At 37.8% G+C, this 18,068-nt stretch carries 12 protein-coding genes and 1 tRNA gene; 12 read left to right on the top strand and 1 reads right to left on the bottom strand.

Features of this window, described 5'->3' with window-relative positions; all coding sequences use genetic code 11:
* The first annotated feature begins 4 nt into the window (after positions 1-4).
* Both QMN76_RS02785 and QMN76_RS02780 read left to right on the top strand, forming a co-directional pair.
* Positions 5-133 carry a hypothetical protein gene (locus QMN76_RS02785; protein ID WP_282023843.1) on the top strand — a complete coding sequence of 43 codons (129 nt, stop codon included), beginning with the start codon at positions 5-7 and terminating at the stop codon, positions 131-133.
* Between the two features lie 193 nt (positions 134-326).
* Positions 327-470 carry a hypothetical protein gene (locus tag QMN76_RS02780; protein WP_200867598.1) on the top strand — a complete coding sequence of 48 codons (144 nt, stop codon included), beginning with the start codon at positions 327-329 and terminating at the stop codon, positions 468-470.
* 1,191 nt (positions 471-1,661) lie between these two features.
* Here the strand turns inward: QMN76_RS02780 and QMN76_RS02775 are convergent.
* Positions 1,662-1,747: transfer RNA gene (locus QMN76_RS02775), tRNA-Leu, on the bottom strand.
* A gap of 140 nt (positions 1,748-1,887) precedes the next feature.
* On the opposite strand from QMN76_RS02775, the gene QMN76_RS02770 reads away from it, so the two are divergent.
* From QMN76_RS02770 to QMN76_RS02725, 10 genes are all read left to right on the top strand, one after another.
* Entirely contained in the window at positions 1,888-2,907 is a 1,020-nt protein-coding gene (locus tag QMN76_RS02770; RefSeq protein WP_034336615.1) for an Ldh family oxidoreductase, read from the top strand.
* A 170-nt stretch (positions 2,908-3,077) separates the two neighbouring features.
* Complete coding sequence (locus tag QMN76_RS02765; RefSeq protein WP_282023844.1) at positions 3,078-4,049, top strand: complex I NDUFA9 subunit family protein; 972 nt, start codon at positions 3,078-3,080, stop codon at positions 4,047-4,049.
* A gap of 128 nt (positions 4,050-4,177) precedes the next feature.
* A complete protein-coding gene (locus QMN76_RS02760) occupies positions 4,178-5,587 on the top strand; it encodes an NAD(P)-dependent oxidoreductase (protein ID WP_282023845.1) in 1,410 nt (469 codons plus the stop codon).
* Positions 5,588-5,683: 96 nt separating this feature from the next.
* Entirely contained in the window at positions 5,684-10,210 is a 4,527-nt protein-coding gene (gene gltB / locus QMN76_RS02755) for a glutamate synthase large subunit (RefSeq protein WP_282023846.1), read from the top strand.
* 326 nt (positions 10,211-10,536) lie between these two features.
* On the top strand, positions 10,537-13,275 hold the full coding sequence (locus QMN76_RS02750) for a cation:proton antiporter (protein WP_282023847.1): 2,739 nt from the start codon (positions 10,537-10,539) through the stop codon (positions 13,273-13,275).
* A gap of 95 nt (positions 13,276-13,370) precedes the next feature.
* Positions 13,371-13,835 carry a (2Fe-2S)-binding protein gene (locus tag QMN76_RS02745; protein WP_282023848.1) on the top strand — a complete coding sequence of 155 codons (465 nt, stop codon included), beginning with the start codon at positions 13,371-13,373 and terminating at the stop codon, positions 13,833-13,835.
* Entirely contained in the window at positions 13,828-15,999 is a 2,172-nt protein-coding gene (locus QMN76_RS02740; protein WP_282065697.1) for a xanthine dehydrogenase family protein molybdopterin-binding subunit, read from the top strand. Before QMN76_RS02745 ends, QMN76_RS02740 begins: the two co-directional genes overlap by 8 nt.
* 48 nt (positions 16,000-16,047) lie before the next feature.
* Positions 16,048-16,290 carry a hypothetical protein gene (locus QMN76_RS02735; RefSeq protein ID WP_282023850.1) on the top strand — a complete coding sequence of 81 codons (243 nt, stop codon included), beginning with the start codon at positions 16,048-16,050 and terminating at the stop codon, positions 16,288-16,290.
* Between the two features lie 33 nt (positions 16,291-16,323).
* On the top strand, positions 16,324-17,607 hold the full coding sequence (locus tag QMN76_RS02730) for a c-type cytochrome (RefSeq protein ID WP_282023851.1): 1,284 nt from the start codon (positions 16,324-16,326) through the stop codon (positions 17,605-17,607).
* Between the two features lie 31 nt (positions 17,608-17,638).
* Positions 17,639-18,022, top strand: coding sequence for a lysozyme inhibitor LprI family protein (locus tag QMN76_RS02725; RefSeq protein ID WP_282023852.1), 384 nt, complete (start codon positions 17,639-17,641; stop codon positions 18,020-18,022).
* Positions 18,023-18,068: the final 46 nt, after the last annotated feature.

The raw sequence follows: 18,068 nt of genomic DNA, 5'->3' as shown, positions 1-18,068 counted from the left end.
TCAAATGAGATTTAATATGGGTAATTCAGAATTTTTTATACAGTTATTCCAATATCTTCTTGGTATAATTTCAGTGGATATTGCGGGCGATATTGTTGCTGTGGTGACGGTTATAGTAATGTTATGCACATGATTGTAAGTTTTTGGAAATAGCCAGAAATGACAAATAAATTATACGAACTTTAAAAATTCACACTCTGTCCACGTTTAAAATACCATCAGTTCCTGTTAAGGAGAACAAAGATGGTAAAAATAGTTAAGTTAATTTTATCCATAGGTTTGTTAATGTCTTGCCCTTTGCTTTGTAAAACTTGATGAGCAGAAGATTGGCTACATTTCTTGCCTCTTCTTTGCTTATTGGGGGAACATTGAATATTTCAGTTTATGGTCAATGGCATTTCAGCTTAGTTGCATGGGATGTATTCGCTGCGATTAATCTCTACGCGCTTTCAAAAATATTGAGAGGCTAGAGAAAACTAGGAATCTTTTTGCGCTGGTGGTGGGAAAGTATAGTACAGTGGATCAAGGTTGCATGATCCGTGGCTAATACTAGTTGTGGTAATTAATATCCCAATATCATTCGTTATCCGAACAATTTGTGCATTGATCAGGACGTGGCGGAAGAGATAGATGTAATATTTGTTAAATTTTAAAAATTATGACAATACAATGATATATCTTCTTTGATGATTTAATATGAGAAGCTTTATGTCAGATAAATTATATTTAAACTCAAAATATTTGAAGAGCATGGAATAAACTTTCAATCTTTTTTAAGATTTTATCCCTGTTGATCGTGCTAGTGGTGATGGAGGAAATGATGGATATATCCTTGGTTTGAGGCGCTATTTTCATGTATATGCTTCATCTAGTATTCGTTTAACAAATAGCATTACTAAGAGTAGCTCAGACTATATTATAAAAAATTAGAGGGAGATTTTTAAAAATTATATAATAATTGAGGAGAGATAAAACATTATTCGTTTGTAATGAATGATTGTTTTGAAGGATAATTTTCTAAAGTTGGTCAAAGTTTGTTACCAATGAAATAAAAGAGTTCATTATAGGCTTTCTTTTTTTTGATACTGCTGACATTGGTTATTTTGATAGTGAACCTTTAGGGAAAAATTATTGGCTATATTTTAGATATAGATATCAAAAAACTTTGCTTTTTGGTTCGCCAAAAATAGCATCAACTTTTGATTGAAAATTAGTATTTAACAATTTATCCCCTGAGTTCAAACATAAATTGCAATGACGATTAATGATGGTGATAAAATTCAAAACATTTTAATAAAGCTGAAGCAATTGCAACATCTAAGATTCATTGCTTTGCTTTGGTTTTAATTTTGCGTGGTTATTGTAAGGAAACCATGAATATGCTGTTGCATGACAGCTCATACTTCCTAACAAATAAGAACAAAATTGTTCCAATTTATTATTAAAAAATGAAAATTATCGCAAAAATTAATACTAATGAGGGTAAGGCAGAAGTGGAAATTAATAGATACCACTTCTAACAAGTAATTGAAGCTTTATAGGTAAAATATAGGCAGCTAGTATCGATACTCTTATTGAAAGATTTTTTACTTGATCCACAAATTATTTGTAGGTTTAATTACACCAAAATATACTGTAATATATTAATTTTATTTAACAGTTGGTGCCCCAAAGAAGAGTTGAACTTCCACGACCTTGCGGTCACAGGTACCTGAAACCTGCGCGTCTACCATTCCGCCATTGGGGCTTATATGCTGCCTTTTATATAAAGAAGGGGTGTAGGTCAATTATTTTTGATGATGAAGTGATTTATATTTCCTTTTGAATCAGGACTTGGCTAGCATAGTTCATTAAAAATAATCTAATTTTAAACAAAGGCGGTATTACATGACAAATAAAATAAATTTATCCTTGGATCAAATTTATGATTTATCTTTTAAAATATTGTTTAAATATGGGGTGTCCGAACCTCATGCCAGTGCAATTGCCAAAGTAATTTTGGCTGGGGAAAGGGATGAGTGTATTTCTCATGGTGTTTATCGTTTGGGAGTATTGGTACATACTATAAATCAAGGTCATGTTTCCAAAACAGCCGAGCCAAAAATGACTATAGACGACACATCGATTGTGAAAGTAGACGCACAATATGCGTTTTCACCGCTTGCTTTTGAAAAAGGTGTCGAAGAGCTAGCACGAAAAACTAAACAAGTTGGAATTGCTGCCTTACAGATTAATCATTGCTACCATTTTTCAGCTTTATGGCCTGAGGTAGAGATAATTGCAGCACATGGCCTGGTTGGAATAGCAATGACCCCAAGTCATGCCTGGGTAACACCAGCAGGTGGTAATTATCCTGTGTTGGGAACTAATCCTTTGGCCTTTAGCTGGCCCAGAGAACATGCAGTTAATCCATATGTTTTTGATTTTGCCACCAGTGCTATTGCACGTGGAGATCTTGAGCTTCATGACCGTACCAACACAGAATTACCTGATAATGTTGCTATAGACCGTGATGGGAATATAACCAAAAATGCTAAAGCCGTTATTGATGGGGGTTCTATGTTAACATTTGGTGGATATAAAGGCAGTGCTTTATCGACAATGATTGAACTGATGTCTGGTGCATTACTCGAAGATTTAACTAGTCAAGAATCCCTTGATCTAGATGCAGGAAAAAAAAGTTTTCCTTGCCACGGTGAACTGCTTTTTGCTTTTGATCCTAGTAAATTTGGTCTGGGAAATATTGCCAAAACAACTGCTAGTGCCGAGCGATTATTTAAATCTATAACGGATCAAGGTGCACGGCTTCCTTCACAGCGTCGTTTCGCTGCTCGAAAACGTAGCCAAGAAAATGGGGTCTTTATCTCAAAGCATATTTACTCTGAAATCCAAAAACTCTTGGAATAAAATTTACTCATTCGAAGTCGATATTTGCCAATATTTATTAGTGATTTTAAATAAATAATAATAAATATCTCAGCCGAGTTTTGTTATTTGAACCTTGATCAATATATCCATGAAGTATAAAAGGAATAAAAGAGTGAATTTAGTTTGATATTTGTTCAAGGAGCGTCTAGGTGAGTGATAAACGTAAAGTAGCAACGGTTATTGGTAATAATAAATTCGTAGAAGGCTATGTTGTAGAGCGGCTAGTCAAAGCAGGATATATTGTTCGTGTTGCTGTTCCCAAACCTTCATTGGTAAACACGATTAGACCCTTTGGAAATGTTGGGCATATCACCCCTTTATATTGCTCTGTTATCGAGGAAAATACCGTTATTCGTGCCATTGAGGGTGCAGATATCGTTGTTAATTTATCAGAGCTTGCTTTTGGAAAAAATAAATCAAAACTTGAGTTATATAATGTTCAAGCAGCGCAAAATATTGCACGTATTTGTGCTGCTGCAGGGGTAAAGAAATTTATTCATTTCTCTGCTTTAGGTGCATCATCAAATAGCCGTTCTGCTTATTTAGCGAGTAAGAAAAAGAGTGAAGATGTCGTATTGCAAGCTTGTTCATCAGCAGTCATTTTACGTACCAGCATTATCTTTGGACCAGAAGATGAGTTCTTAAATAAACTAGGTAATATGGCTAGCTATTTCCCAGTTATGCCTGCTTATAAGGTGAATACGAAATTACAACCTGTCTATGTTGGGGATGTTGCTGACGCTGTGATGAAAGTCGTTCAACAATCTGAATCTGCTGGTAAAATCTACGAGCTTGCAGGTCCAGAATCTTATACTAATCGTGAGTTAATTAACTGGCTTGTATCTTGGCTTAGAACCGATAATAACGTCAGTGGATTAAGTTTAGTATTAATTCGTTTGATGGCATTTACATTACAATTTATGCCTGGTGCGATAATGACGCCTGCATTGTTGAATATGATGGAATATGATTCTGTTTTAAGCCAAAAGGAAAATGGATTATTAGCATTGGGAATTGTTCCAAAACCCTTGGAATTAATTGCACCTGTTTATTTATATTGCTATCGTTCTATTAATGATTTTACCGAATTAAAGCGTTTGCAACGTCGTATAGAGCAATAAAACCTTATAAAGTAGCTGATATTTCAATTATTTTTACAATAGGTCAGTAGTACTGTCTTTTATTTGATTAGGGAATAGCATAGACATTAGGAACAATTAATTTTAATCGTAAAAGCGATGGATATATTATGCCCAATGTCATGTTAAAATTTATTTCTCTTGATCAGCAGCAACCCGAAAAACGCCCTGCGGAAATTCGCAAGGCAGATTTTTTGGAAACGTATCGTCGATTTTCCGATGAACAAGCGAAAACACAAGCCAGCCGTTGTTCGCAATGCGGTATTCCTTTTTGTTCTACAAAATGCCCTGTATCAAATTATATTCCTGATTGGTTAAAGCTTACAGCTGAAGGCCGTTTAGAAGAAGCATATGCTTTGTCTTTTGAAACGAATAGTTTTCCTGAATTGTGTGGGCGTATCTGTCCTCAGGATCGTTTATGTGAAGGTGGCTGTGTTATTGAGCCAGGATTTAAAAGCGTTACAATTGGTGCAGTCGAAGCTTATATAACGGATCAAGCGTTTAAAAGTGGATTTGTTCAACCAATTGCACCTGTGAAAGAGCAAGCTCAATCTGTCGGGATTGTAGGTGCAGGACCTTGCGGAATGGCTGCGGCAGTTGTGCTGCGTCAACGAGGATATCAAGTTCATATTTATGATCGTTATGATAGAGCAGGGGGATTGCTGACTTATGGTATTCCGACTTTCAAGCTTGAAAAAGAAATTGTTGCAAGACGTCAAAAATGGTTAGAAGATTCTGGGGTAATATTTCATTTTAATATAAATATTTCCGATAAAACAGACCAAGGAACACTTTCCTTTGCAGAATTGCGAACCAATCATGATGCCGTTTTTGTTGCGACGGGCGTTTATCAGAAAAAAGAAGTAAAATTATTGGGCAGTCAATTAAAAGGGGCTGTTCAAGCACTTGACTATTTAATGGCTTCTCAAAGAACAGGCCAACCAATATCTCCTGAAATTGATGCTAGAGGTAAAGATGTCGTTGTCATTGGTGGTGGTGATACAGCCATGGACTGTTTGCGTACAGCCATACGCCAGGGGGCTAAGTCAGTCAAATGTCTATATCGTCGTGACAAAGTGAATATGCCAGGATCAATGCGAGAAGTTAAAAATGCAGAAGAAGAAGGTGTAGAATTCATCTGGCAAGCTGTTCCAGAAGCTTTTATTGGCAGCGACAAAATTGAATCTATTCGTGCTTTAAGAACAGAGTTAGGTTTGCCTGATGCTGGTGGACGTCAAAGTGTCAGGGTCATTGAAGATAGTCACTTTACATTACCTGCAGATATGGTGATCAAAGCATTAGGATTTGATCCAGAGAATTTATCTGAGTTATGGAATGACAATACTTTAGAAGCTTCTCGGTACGGTACTGTCAATGTAGATAAACATAACTTTATGACATCTATAGAAGGTGTATTCGCAGGCGGAGATATTGTTCGAGGCGCGAGTTTGGTTGTATGGGCGGTCAAAGATGGTCAAGATGCAGCTTCTCAAATTGCCAAATGGTTAAAAGAACAATAATTAAATTTAAACCAACAAATAGAAACAAAATATTCAGTTAACAAAAGCCAGCCCAAAGAATGGCGAGGTTTTAATCATCTATAGGCGGATAAAAAGATGAGCGATACAGATTTTATTGAAGATAGAAAAAGAAATGAAGCAATCCTGAACAGTGCAGGTGTGTATTCTCAGGAACAAGAACATGATGCTTGTGGTGTGGGCTTTGTAGTTGCCTTGGATGGTAAAAAACGTCGTGATGTAGTGGAAGCTGGGTTAACGGCATTAAAGGCATTATGGCACAGAGGGGCTGTGGATGCCGATGGGAAAACAGGCGATGGTGCAGGAATTCATGTCGAGATTTCCCAAGAGTTCTTCTTAAAATCAATACGCAGTGGTCATCATCATATCAAAGAAAATGGCTTGGCGGTTGGAATGGTATTCTTGCCAAAGAATGATTTGTCCAGTCAAGAACGTTGCCGTCAGATTATAGAAACAGAGATTATTGCTTTTGGATATGCAATTTATGGGTGGCGCCAGGTTCCTATTAATACAGATTGTATCGGTGAAAAAGCGAACGCAACACGTCCAGAAATTGAGCAAATCTTAATTAGCAATACGCAAGATCATTCTGAAGCTGAATTTGAACGTAATCTATACATTATCCGCCGTAAAATTGAAAAAAGAGCAATCGAAAGTCACGTTGATTTATATATTTGCTCTTTATCTTGTCGTTCTGTTATTTACAAAGGTATGTTCTTAGCCGAAAATGTTGCTGATTTTTATCCAGACTTGTTGGATGAGCGCTTTGTCAGTCGTTTTACAATTTATCATCAACGCTATTCAACCAATACTTTCCCTACTTGGAAATTGGCACAACCTTTCAGAAAAATTGCTCATAATGGCGAGATTAATACGCTATCGGGTAATATAAATTGGATGAAAAGCCATGAAACCCGCCTTTCTCATCCTGACCTTGATGCGTATATGGCAGATCTAAAACCTGTTATTCAATTTAATGGCTCTGATACAGCGGCTTTGGATAATGTGTTTGAATTATTAACATTTGCTGGGCGTAATGCACCAACAGTGAAATCATTAATGATTCCGCCTGCAATGGGAATGCAAGATGGTCTTACCCAAGAAGTCAAGGATATGTATGGCTATGCGAATGCGGTGATGGAGCCATGGGATGGACCAGCAGCATTATGTGGAACTGATGGTAATTGGGTGATTGCTGGGTTGGATCGAAATGGATTGCGTCCTTTACGTTATACGATTACTTCTAATAACCTGATGATTTTGGGCTCTGAAACAGGTATGGTGCGCGTTCCTGAACCAGAGATTTTGGAAAAAGGTCGTCTTGGCCCAGGGCAAACCATCGGTTTTGATATGCAAAACTGTAAATTATATAAGCCTGACGAAATAACTGAGATGCTGGTTAAGCGTCATGATTATAGTAAATGGGTTAAAAACACACAGCAGATTACGTCCATTGTCAGAGATCAAGAAAATGAACTGAGCTTATTTCCTCAAGAAGAGCTTCGTAGAAGGCAACTTGCTGTTGGAATGACCTTGGAGGATATGGAAACGGTGCTTCAGCCAATGGTTGAATCTGCTGCTGAAGCAATTGGGTCTATGGGAGATGATACCCCATTAGCAGTGCTTAGTGATCGTTATCGTGGATTGTCTCATTATTTCCGTCAACGTTTCAGTCAGGTTACAAACCCACCGATTGATAGCTTGCGTGAAACTCAAGTGATGACCTTAAATACACGTTTGGGTAATTTGGGTAATATTTTGGATGAATCTTCTGATCAATGTCAGATGTTAAAATTATCTAGCCCCGTTCTTACCATCAGTGAGTTTAGTGCGTTACAAGATTTCTGTGGCAAAACAGGTGTCACAATAGATTGTAATTTCACAGTTGCCGATGAAGAGAAAGGGCTGCGACAAGCAATTGGACGTATTTGTCTGGAAGCAGAAGAAGCCGTCAGAGCGGGTTGTACTCATGTGTTTTTAACGGATGAAAAACAAACCAGAGAACTTGCTCAAATTCCAATGATCTTGGCAACTGCTGCGGTACATACACATTTGGTACGTCAATCCTTAAGAACGTTTACGTCTTTGAATGTGCGTTCTGCTGATACTTTGGATGTGCATTCTATTGCGGTCTTAATTGGGGTAGGGGCTACAACCGTCAATGCTTATTTAGCTCAAGAATGTATTGCGGATCGTCATAAACGCGGCCTTTTTGGTGATATGTCTTTGCGTGAAGCGATGAAACGTTATTGTAAGGCTGTGGACAAGGGCCTGCTTAAAATTATGGCCAAGATGGGAATCTCGGTTGTAGCCTCTTATCGCGGTGGCTATAATTTTGAAGCGATTGGATTGTCTCGTGCATTGGTTGCTGAATTCTTCCCTGGGATGTCTTCGCGTATTTCAGGTATTGGGTTGTCAGGGATTGCGCATAATGTCAGTACTTTTCATGAAAAAGCTTGGGATCCCAATGTAAAAATCTTACCGATTGGTGGATTATATAAGTGGCGCAAACAAGGTGAAAAACATGCTTTGAATGGAGATGTAATTAAACTGATCCAACAAGCCGTTGAAAAAGATAGCTGGCCTTTATATCAAAAATATTTAGAAGCAATTAAAGAGCAGCCTCCAATGGCTTTGCGTGATTTATTTGATTTTCAATCTTCTAATAAACCAATTCCTGTTGAATCTGTTGAAAACATTACGCAATTAAGACGGCGATTAATATCTCCTGGTATTTCATTGGGAGCGTTAAGCCCAGAAGCACATGAAACCCTAGCTATTGCGATGAATCGTATTGGTGCGCGTTCTGATTCTGGTGAGGGCGGAGAGGATGCAAGTCGTTATAAACCTCGTGCTAATGGGGATAATGCATCTTCTGCGATCAAGCAAATTGCCTCAGGACGTTTTGGCGTTACGGCTGAATATTTAAATAATTGTCGTGAGATCGAAATTAAAGTTGCTCAAGGCGCTAAACCAGGCGAAGGTGGTCAGCTTCCTGGTTTTAAAGTGACGGAATTAATTGGTAAATTGCGTCATGCTGTGCCAGGGGTTACGTTGATTTCTCCACCGCCGCATCATGATATTTATTCCATTGAAGATTTGGCACAGCTTATTTACGATTTAAAACAAATTAACCCTGATGCAACGGTTGCGGTTAAATTAGTTGCATCTTCTGGGATTGGAACGATTGCTGCTGGGGTTGCAAAAGCCAAAGCGGATACAATTCTAATTTCTGGGCATAATGGTGGGACTGGTGCTTCTGCTCAAACTTCAATTAAATATGGTGGTATCCCTTGGGAAATGGGGCTTGCTGAGGCACATCAAGTTTTGATGCTTAATCGCTTGCGTCATCGGATTACGTTGCGTGTTGACGGTGGGATTAAAACTGGTCGAGATGTCGTGATTGCAGCGATGTTAGGTGCCGAGGAATTCGGTATTGGAACATTAAGCCTTATTGCGATGGGCTGTATTATGGTGCGTCAATGTCATTCTAATACATGTCCAGTAGGTGTTTGCACACAAGACGAAAATCTACGTAAGAAATTTGTTCAAGATGGTGCAGATCGGGTTATTAACTTATTCTCTTTTATTGCTGAAGATGTAAGGAATATTCTTGCTTCTCTTGGTTTTTCTTCATTAAAAGAAATTATTGGACGAACAGATTTATTAAAACAAGTTTTACGTGGGGCTTCTTATCTTGATGATTTAGATTTGAACTCTTTGCTTGCTCGTGTTGATGCAGGCTCATATGCAAGATATTGTACACGTGAGGGGCGTAACGAGGTTCCTGAAACTTTGGATGCACAAATGATAGTCGATGCGCAGCCTTTGTTTGAGCACGGAGAAAAAATGCAATTGCGTTATAATGTTGAAAATACATATCGTGCAATTGGAACTAAAATTTCTTCTAAAATTACACGTCGTTTTGGTATGACAGGGTTGGCAGCTGATCATTTAACAGTCAGACTGAGTGGTTCTGCTGGGCAATCATTGGGGGCTTTTGCAGTTCAAGGGTTGAAACTGGAAGTTTTCGGTGATGCCAATGATTATGTTGGTAAAGGTTTGTCTGGAGCAACCATCGTTGTCCGCCCTGTGCCAGAAACCAAACTGATCTCACATCATAATATGATTATTGGAAATACAGTTTTATATGGTGCAACCTCCGGGCGTTTATATGCTGCTGGAATTGCTGGTGAACGTTTTGCCGTGCGCAATTCTGGTGCTATTGCTGTGGTTGAAGGTTGTGGTGCCAATGGGTGTGAATATATGACGGGTGGAACGGTTGTTATTCTTGGGGAAATTGGTGTTAACTTTGGTGCTGGTTTTACAGGGGGAATGGCTTTTGTTTATGATCCTCATGCACAATTTAATGATCGTGTTAACTCTGATAGTGTTCAGTGGCAACGTGTTATTGATTCGAAATGGGAAGAAGTTTTGCGTAACCATATTGAGCAACATGTCAAAGAAACAGAAAGTCGATATGCAGCGTCTTTGTTACATGAGTGGCAAAATACATTACAGCATTTTTGGCATATTGTGCCTACTGAATATGCCAAAGCAATTAATTTTCAATTTAAAGAAACTGCAATTCAAAAATCAGCCTAATTTAACTTAGCATTCAAGCTCTGCTGTAGGAGTGTATTTAATACACTCCTATTCTTTTGAAATTGCAAAAAGAGTTATAAAATCAATCTGGAGATTTTCATAAAATAGCAGTTGTTGTTTTGTAATTAAATTTATCGTTCTTATTGTGATCAAAATATGATACATAATATAGTCAAGTAAGTATTTTAAACGAGGCAGATAGTTTCATAACGGAATATATGTAAGATCATAATGATGTGATTTGATAGATCATCGATTGATTTCTCTGTTTAATATGCGTTTATAAAAAGATATCATATTTATTTTAAACGGAGAGAGATATAAATATGCCAGTTACCGGCCTGGCTACTGTTTTACTAGCAACAGCCATTCTTTTAGTTATCGTCAGTGCCGTTCAGCCTTTGGCTAAACGGATTGAATTATCCGAAACAGTTTTGTTGGCGATTGTGGGGATTATCCTTGGGGGGGCTGCTGATCTTGTATTACATAGCTCTCATATTTTTATTTTTGATACCGCGGCCGAAGTGCTGTTGGATTTTCCGATAAATAGTGAGGGGTTCCTTTTAATATTTTTGCCGATCTTGGTTTTTCAGGCAGGACTTGCAATTGATGTGCGCAGGCTTGCTCATGAAATGGGAACGGTTTTGTTATTGGCGATTGTGGCGGTGGTGTTATCTACTGCGATGATTGGGCTGGCTTTATATCCGTTTTCGGGTATGCCTTTGATTGTTTGCTTATTGGTAGGATCCATCGTTGCAACAACAGATCCATCCGCAGTGGCAGGCATTTTTCGTGAAATTGGTGCTGCGACACGTTTAACACGTCTTGTTGAAGGGGAATCTTTGTTAAACGATGCTGCTGCAATCTCTATCTTTTCGACGTTAATTGCAGCAATTATTGCTCATAAAGAAGTGCATTTTATGAGCTCTGCTGCTAGTATTTTAATCTCTTTTGTGGGTGCAGTCATCGTTGGTTTTGTTTTTGCACGTCTTGCTTTGTGGATGATTGTGGCATTAGGTTCTACGTCTGGTCGTGCGGGTGAGATTACATTAACAGTTGCTTTGCCTTATATCTCTTATATTGTTTGTGATGATATTATTGGATTTTCAGGTGTAGTTGCTGCAGCTGCAGCAGGTTTGACTTTATCAGCCTATGGCCCATCAACGTTTCGTCCTCAGACTTGGCGATTTTTGAATGAAATTTGGCAACAAATAGTTTTTTGGGCCGGGTCATTGTTGTTTGTTTTAGCCTCAATGCTCGTTCCTCGTTTATTGATTGGAATGACCAAGTGGGATTGTGTGCTGATTTTAATTGCTACGATTGCAGGGTTAATTGCTCGCGCTATTGTAATCTTTGGCATGCTGCCTATTTTGGCTGCTACTAAGATTTCACCTCCCGTTCCAACACCGTTTAAAGCAACGATGGTTTGGGGAGGGCTGCGTGGTGCTATTACTTTGGCGTTGGCGTTGGCAGTTACTGAAAATGAGTTGGTTTCAACACCGATTTCTCATTTTGTTGGAATTATTGCCACGGGATTTGTGTTAATCACTTTGTTGGTTAATGGTACGACCTTACGGGCTGTTGTTGTTTACTTTCGTTTGAACGAATTAACGCCTATAGATCAAGCCGTTCGTCATCAAATTATTAGTATTGGTTTGGGCAGAGTCCGTGATAAAACCAGGCGTACTGCGAACGAGTTTGGTTTTAATAATCAAACAACGGGATATGTTATTGAGGAGCTCGACAGGCGTATAGAGGAAGAGCAAGAGGCTAATACTTTTGATACGGCAATTGGAAATCGTCAACGAATTACCCTAGCGTTGATAACGATTGCTGCGCAAGAACGTTCTATTTTGCTTGACTTGTTCCGCATGCAGGGATTGCCTAGACGGGTTATGGAGACTTTGTTACGCTCAGCAGAAGCAGCCATTGATGGTGCTTGGCAAGATGGTCGTTATGGGTATGTAAAGGCAATGCATAAACGCTTGCATCCACCTTTACGCTTTCGTATCGCACAAAATATTCATCGCACATTACACATAGATCGTCCATTAATGTATTGCATGATGGAACGTTTTGAGATTTTGTTGGTTTCAAGATTTGTATCTATTTCTTTGACACGCTTTGTTAAGCGTCGGATAGAACCCACTCTTGGGACGCGCGTTGCTGAAATTATTTCTGAGGTTTTAGATCGTCAAAATCGCATGTTAGATGATGCTCTAGAAACAATGCGTATGCATTATCAAGGTTACATAGAAGCTTTAGAGGCTCGTTTTTTAAAGATGGTTTCTCTTAGATTTGAAACTGAGGAATATGATGGGTTATTGACTGAATCTTTGATTAGTGAAGAGTTGCATCAAGAGCTAGATAAAGGGATTGAAAAGCGTTACTCAAGATATAATCGTCGTTTAAAATTTAATTTAAAAAGCGGGATTGAGCAACGAGTGCAAGAGTTGCCTTGTTTACGTGGCATTCCACAAGCGGTGTTGTATGATTTAAGTCTGTCAATGTCGATTTATTTCGTTTTTCCTGGGCAAAAAATTTACTCTCGTGGAGAACGAATTAAAAATGTTTTCTTTATTAGTAATGGTTTGTTCGAAACACATATAGAAGATAAAGCATTTACGTATGGTGCAGGAGATGTTTTAGGTGCGAATGAATTAATAGCAAGAAAACATAGAACAGCCTCAATTTATCGTTCCTTGCGATTTGGTTATTTATTAACTATGCCTATTGATGTGTTCAAGCGCTTAGTATCTGAGTATCCTGTTGTTCGTCATAATTTAGTGCAAATTGACTTTGCACGTAATCGCCCAGAGGCTGAATACGATTCAAAAGACACAATGCCTTTGTTAGAATATATGCCTCCAGCAATTGAAGGTAAGTCAGTTTCCTCTCTTAAAGCTCAAAGAGAAAATGATAATCAGGAAAATACTGTTGAACAGGAAGAAAACTTATCATCAGGAACAGAAGATGAAAAGGTTGCTGCAACAAAAGAAGATCAATCTCATGTTGTCGAGCCACGAAACTCTGAAGAAAAAAACGGTGAAGATCCTTTTCAATAGATCAAGTTATGAAAAGTTAATTAATCATAAGGGAAAGAATATTTTCCTTTATGATTAAGGTAGTCACTGGAACTCTAAAACAGACATAGTATATTATGATTACATTAAATATTAATAATAAAATGGTTAATTTGGATGTTTCCGAAGATATGCCACTGCTCTGGGTTTTGCGCGATATTATAGGACTGACAGGAGCTAAATATGGTTGTGGAACAGGAGAATGTGCTGCCTGCACGGTGCATTTAGATGGTAAGCCTGTGCGGTCTTGTATCCTGCCCGTAGGTAATATTGGTGAGAAATCAATTATTACCATTGAAGGATTGGGGAACGACCCAATTGCACAAAAAATACTTGATGGTTGGGTTGAAAAACAGCCTACACAATGTGGATATTGTCAACCAGGTCAAATTATGGCGGCTATCGCTTTACTTCATGAGAATGAAAAACCCAGTAAAGAAGAAATCAATATTGCTCTTTCTGGACATATTTGTCGTTGTGGGATGTATCAGCGGATAAGAAATGCTATTAAAGTTGCGATTGGAAGCACAGAAGATGAGTGACATATCAAGACGTGCTTTTTTAACGAGGGCTGGAGCTTTGGCACTTGGATTTTCTTTTCCTTTATTCTCAGGGAAAGCTCAGGATAGCCAATCATCATTAAAGTTTAAAAATTCTACTGACGATGATAACCGTAAGTCTTCTCTTGAATATCATAATGCTTATATTGAAATTACACCCAGTAATGAAGTTGTCTTCCGTATTCCTGATATTGAATTAGGGCAAGGGATTTATACAGCAGCAGCAATGTTATTGGCCGAAGAGCTGGAAGTTGAGCTATCTGCTGTAAAAGTACGGCCTGCCTTACCTAGTCCAGAATATATTTTAAAGGGTGAATTGACAGAAATTACTTGGGGATCTGGGTCAACTCAAAAAGATTGGTTCCCTCTTCAACAGGCTGCGGCAACTTTACGAATAATGCTGATTGAATCGGCAGCACAGTTTTGGAGAATAAATCCAGATCAATGTTATACACAAAAAGGGCAAATATACGGGCCAGACAATCGACAATCACCGTATTCACAATTTTTAGTACCAGCAGATAAATTATCTATACCCAAAGACATTATTTTAAAGAAAAAAGAAGCTTATAGTCTAATAGGTAAGTCTCAACCAAGGGTAGATACGCCTTCAAAAATTAATGGTAAAGCGATATTTGCTGCGGATATTAGCTTACCAGCAATAAAGACAGGTTATATGATTGCTTGTCCGGTTGTTGGGGGCAAATTAGTTCGTATTCATGATCAACAAGCAAGGCAGGTTCAAGGTGTTGTTGATATATTGAGCCTTGAAGATATGGTTTGCATTATTGCAGAGCATTTTTGGGCTGCTTCTAAGGCTGCAAAGTTGTTAAAAATTGAATGGGATTTTGGCCCTAATGGAATGACTTCAACCGATAGTATTTATAAACAACTTATTCAAGCAAGTGATCAAAAAGGAATTGTCGGATATAGTAATAGTTCTGTAAAAATCGAAACGGCTTTGGCTGCAACCAGTCACGTTTACAAAATGACTTATAGGCAACCCATGTTGGCACATGCTGCATTAGAAGCTTTGAGTTGTACTATAGAGATTAATGATAATCATTGTGAAATATGGTCTTGTTCACAAACGCCTTTAAGAACTCAGGACCGAATTGCAGAGCTCCTAAAAAGAGATAAAAAAGATATTATTTTTCATAATGTCTATGTAGGGGGCAGTTTTGGCCGTCGCTTGGATGAGGATTATATTCTTCAAGCTGTTAAATTTGCACAAAAAATTTCATATCCTTTGAAATGTGTTTGGTCTCGAGAGGAAGATTTTCTGCAAGATCATGTGCGTCCTCCATATTTAGATCAGATTGAAGTTGGGGTTGGTGCTGATGGGTTATTAACGACAGTTAAACATAACCTTGTTGGGCCTTCGATTATGGCAAGGTGGGATAAATCACAATTAACCAAAGAGGGAATGGATCCCGATTTATTTTTGGGGATTAATACAATTCCTTATGAAATACCACATTATCAGCTGAATTATACTAGATGTGATATTGATGCGATTATTCCTGGTTGGTGGCAAGGTAATGGTGCAACGCGAAATGTTTTTGTGATAGAATCTATCATTAACAAATGCGCGGTTAAAGCCAAGAAAGACGTGATTGAATATCGTAAGCAATTAAAAGTAGATGCAAGAGCAACAGCAGTAATGGATCTGGTTGCTCAACATGCACAATGGGATCAACCACTTTCAAAAGATATAGGTAGAGGCTTTGCACTAGCACATGTTTTTAATAGCTATATTGCAATGGTGGTCGAAGCTGAGGTCACTGCAATGTCAGTTGTACGTTTACACCGTGTGATTGTGGCTGTTGATTGTGGATTGGCAGTTAATCCAGATCAAATTGCAGCTCAAATTGAAAGTAGTGCAATAATAGGGCTAGGTTCAGCCCTTTATAATGAGGTTCAACTTGAACAAGGGAAAATAGTACAGCGTAACTTTAATCAATATCGTATATTACATATGAATGAAGCACCACAAATAGAAGTGCATATTATAAAAAGTGATGAGGCACCCTCGGGCGTAGGAGAGCTGGGTACAATTGTTGCTGCTCCTGCATTAGCACATGCTTTAGGATCAATTTTGAACAAACAATTATATAGTTTGCCCTTGAATAAATATTTGCTTTAAATTTATAATAAATTGATCTTAATATTTTAGTTAAAACCAGAGATTGAAATGTTTAAAAATCATAATAAGTCAATAGGTTATCTGGTCGGTGTTGGTTGTGGATTTATTGGAATAGGCCTTGGAAGTCTATTAGCATTATACGGTTTCGTGTTAGGACATCTATATTTAAAAGATGGGACTAATATTGTCGATAACTGGCAGTCTTTAGGCCTAGATGTAGGAATTATAAGCGCAATAATAGGTATTATTTCATCAGTATATGGAATAATAATTAACAGATTTAAATATTAATAATTATGGTTTGATAAGGTTTAGAATAGGTTTATGATTAATTTTTCTTGTTATTTAATTCAAAAAGCATTTGTAAAAGGAATAATTCTTGTTGTTGTTTTATTGCCTTTTGAACAGGTTTTGGCACAAGAAGATCAAATTAATCCAAAACAAGCTCAGATTGCTAAAGGAGAATATTTATTCCGTGCTTCGGGCTGTCAAATTTGTCATACAGTTAAGGAGGATAAATTTTTAGCTGGGGGCAAGGCATTTCTGATCAAAAACCAGGGCATCGTTTATTCTTCCAATATTACATCTGATAAAGAAACAGGTATTGGTAATTATACGGATGAAGAATTTATTCGTGCTTTACAAGATGGTGTTGGGCATAAAGATAAGCATTTATACCCTGTGATGCCTTATTCTGCTTATAGCTTAATGAGCACAGACGAAATCTTAGCAATCAAAGCTTATTTAGATCAACAACCTGCTATTAAGAATAAAGTTCATCAGGAAGATATGGTTTTTCCATATAATATGAGATGGGCAATTCGTGCATGGAACTGGAAGAATGACACAGAGGGGCATTTTCAGAGCAATCCTGACAAATCTGCACAATGGAACCGAGGTAAATTTTTAGTAGAGGGCCCAGGGCATTGCGCATATTGTCATTCTCCCAAAGATTGGTCTAATGGCAGGGCTTCAACCAATGATTATTCTGGCTCAACTTATAATGGTTGGATTGCGTATAATATTTCCTCTGATGGGGATACGGGAATTGGTTCTTGGAGCGATAAAGATCTCCAACAATATTTATCCAAAGGTTATGTTGAGGGGCATGGGGCAGCCGTGGGTCCGATGGCAGAAATTATTAATACAAGTTTATCTCAACTGAGCCAAAAAGATATTCGTGCGATTGTGATTTATTTACGTTCCTTACCAGCCAAAGAAAAAGGAGAAGGCGCGGCTAATATTTCTCCAACTGATCTTGAAAATGCAGAGCCCAGTCGCAGTCATGGCAGTCATTTATTCGCAGCCCTGTGCGCTTCTTGTCACCAACAAAATGGTCAAGGGCGACAAGGTGAGTATGAAAGTCTGTGGGGTTCTAAAACGGTAACGTTGACCAAAGGGACTAACTTAATTCGGGTTATTTTAGAAGGTTCAGAGCTAAAAGATTCCAAATTAGGAACATTTCCTATGCCAGGTTTTAAAGATGGATATAGTGATCAAGATATTGCTGATATCGCAAATTATGTGATCGCGCATTTCGGAAATAGGAATGGACATGTAACCGCAAAACAAGTAAAGCAAGAACGGGCGCAATTAAAATTGCAGTAATCCTTTATTTATATCAAAAAGAGATATGATCATGATTAAAAAAACACTTGTTATTACTGGTCTCATGGCTCAATTTGTTTTGGTTCCAGCAGCATTTTCCATGAGCTGCAACAATCCTATTAATGCTTATGATAGAACCTATTGTGCATCTTTAAAAATGACTCAATTGGATAAAGAAATTAATGAGCAATATGGGAAAACTATTAAAGTTTTAAAACCTGAACAAAAAAAAGAAGTTAAACAAGCACAAATCCAATGGATCAGAGCTCGTGATAATGAATGTTCTAATGGTGGTACTGTAGCCGTAAATTGTGTAAATGATAAAATGACAGCACGCATTGAATTGTTAAAATCAATTGAAACAGAATGTTCCAGCTCTGGTTGTGATAAAGCGTTATTATCAAAAGTTGAATAAGATTTAATTCCATATAATCAAATTTTATTTCAATATGATGGTGATA

This window comes from Commensalibacter papalotli (ex Botero et al. 2024) (assembly GCF_947179115.1).
Taxonomy (GTDB): Bacteria; Pseudomonadota; Alphaproteobacteria; order Acetobacterales; family Acetobacteraceae; genus Commensalibacter; species Commensalibacter papalotli.
Note: the sequence above shows the minus strand (reverse complement) of the source record. Positions and strands in the feature narration are given on the sequence as shown.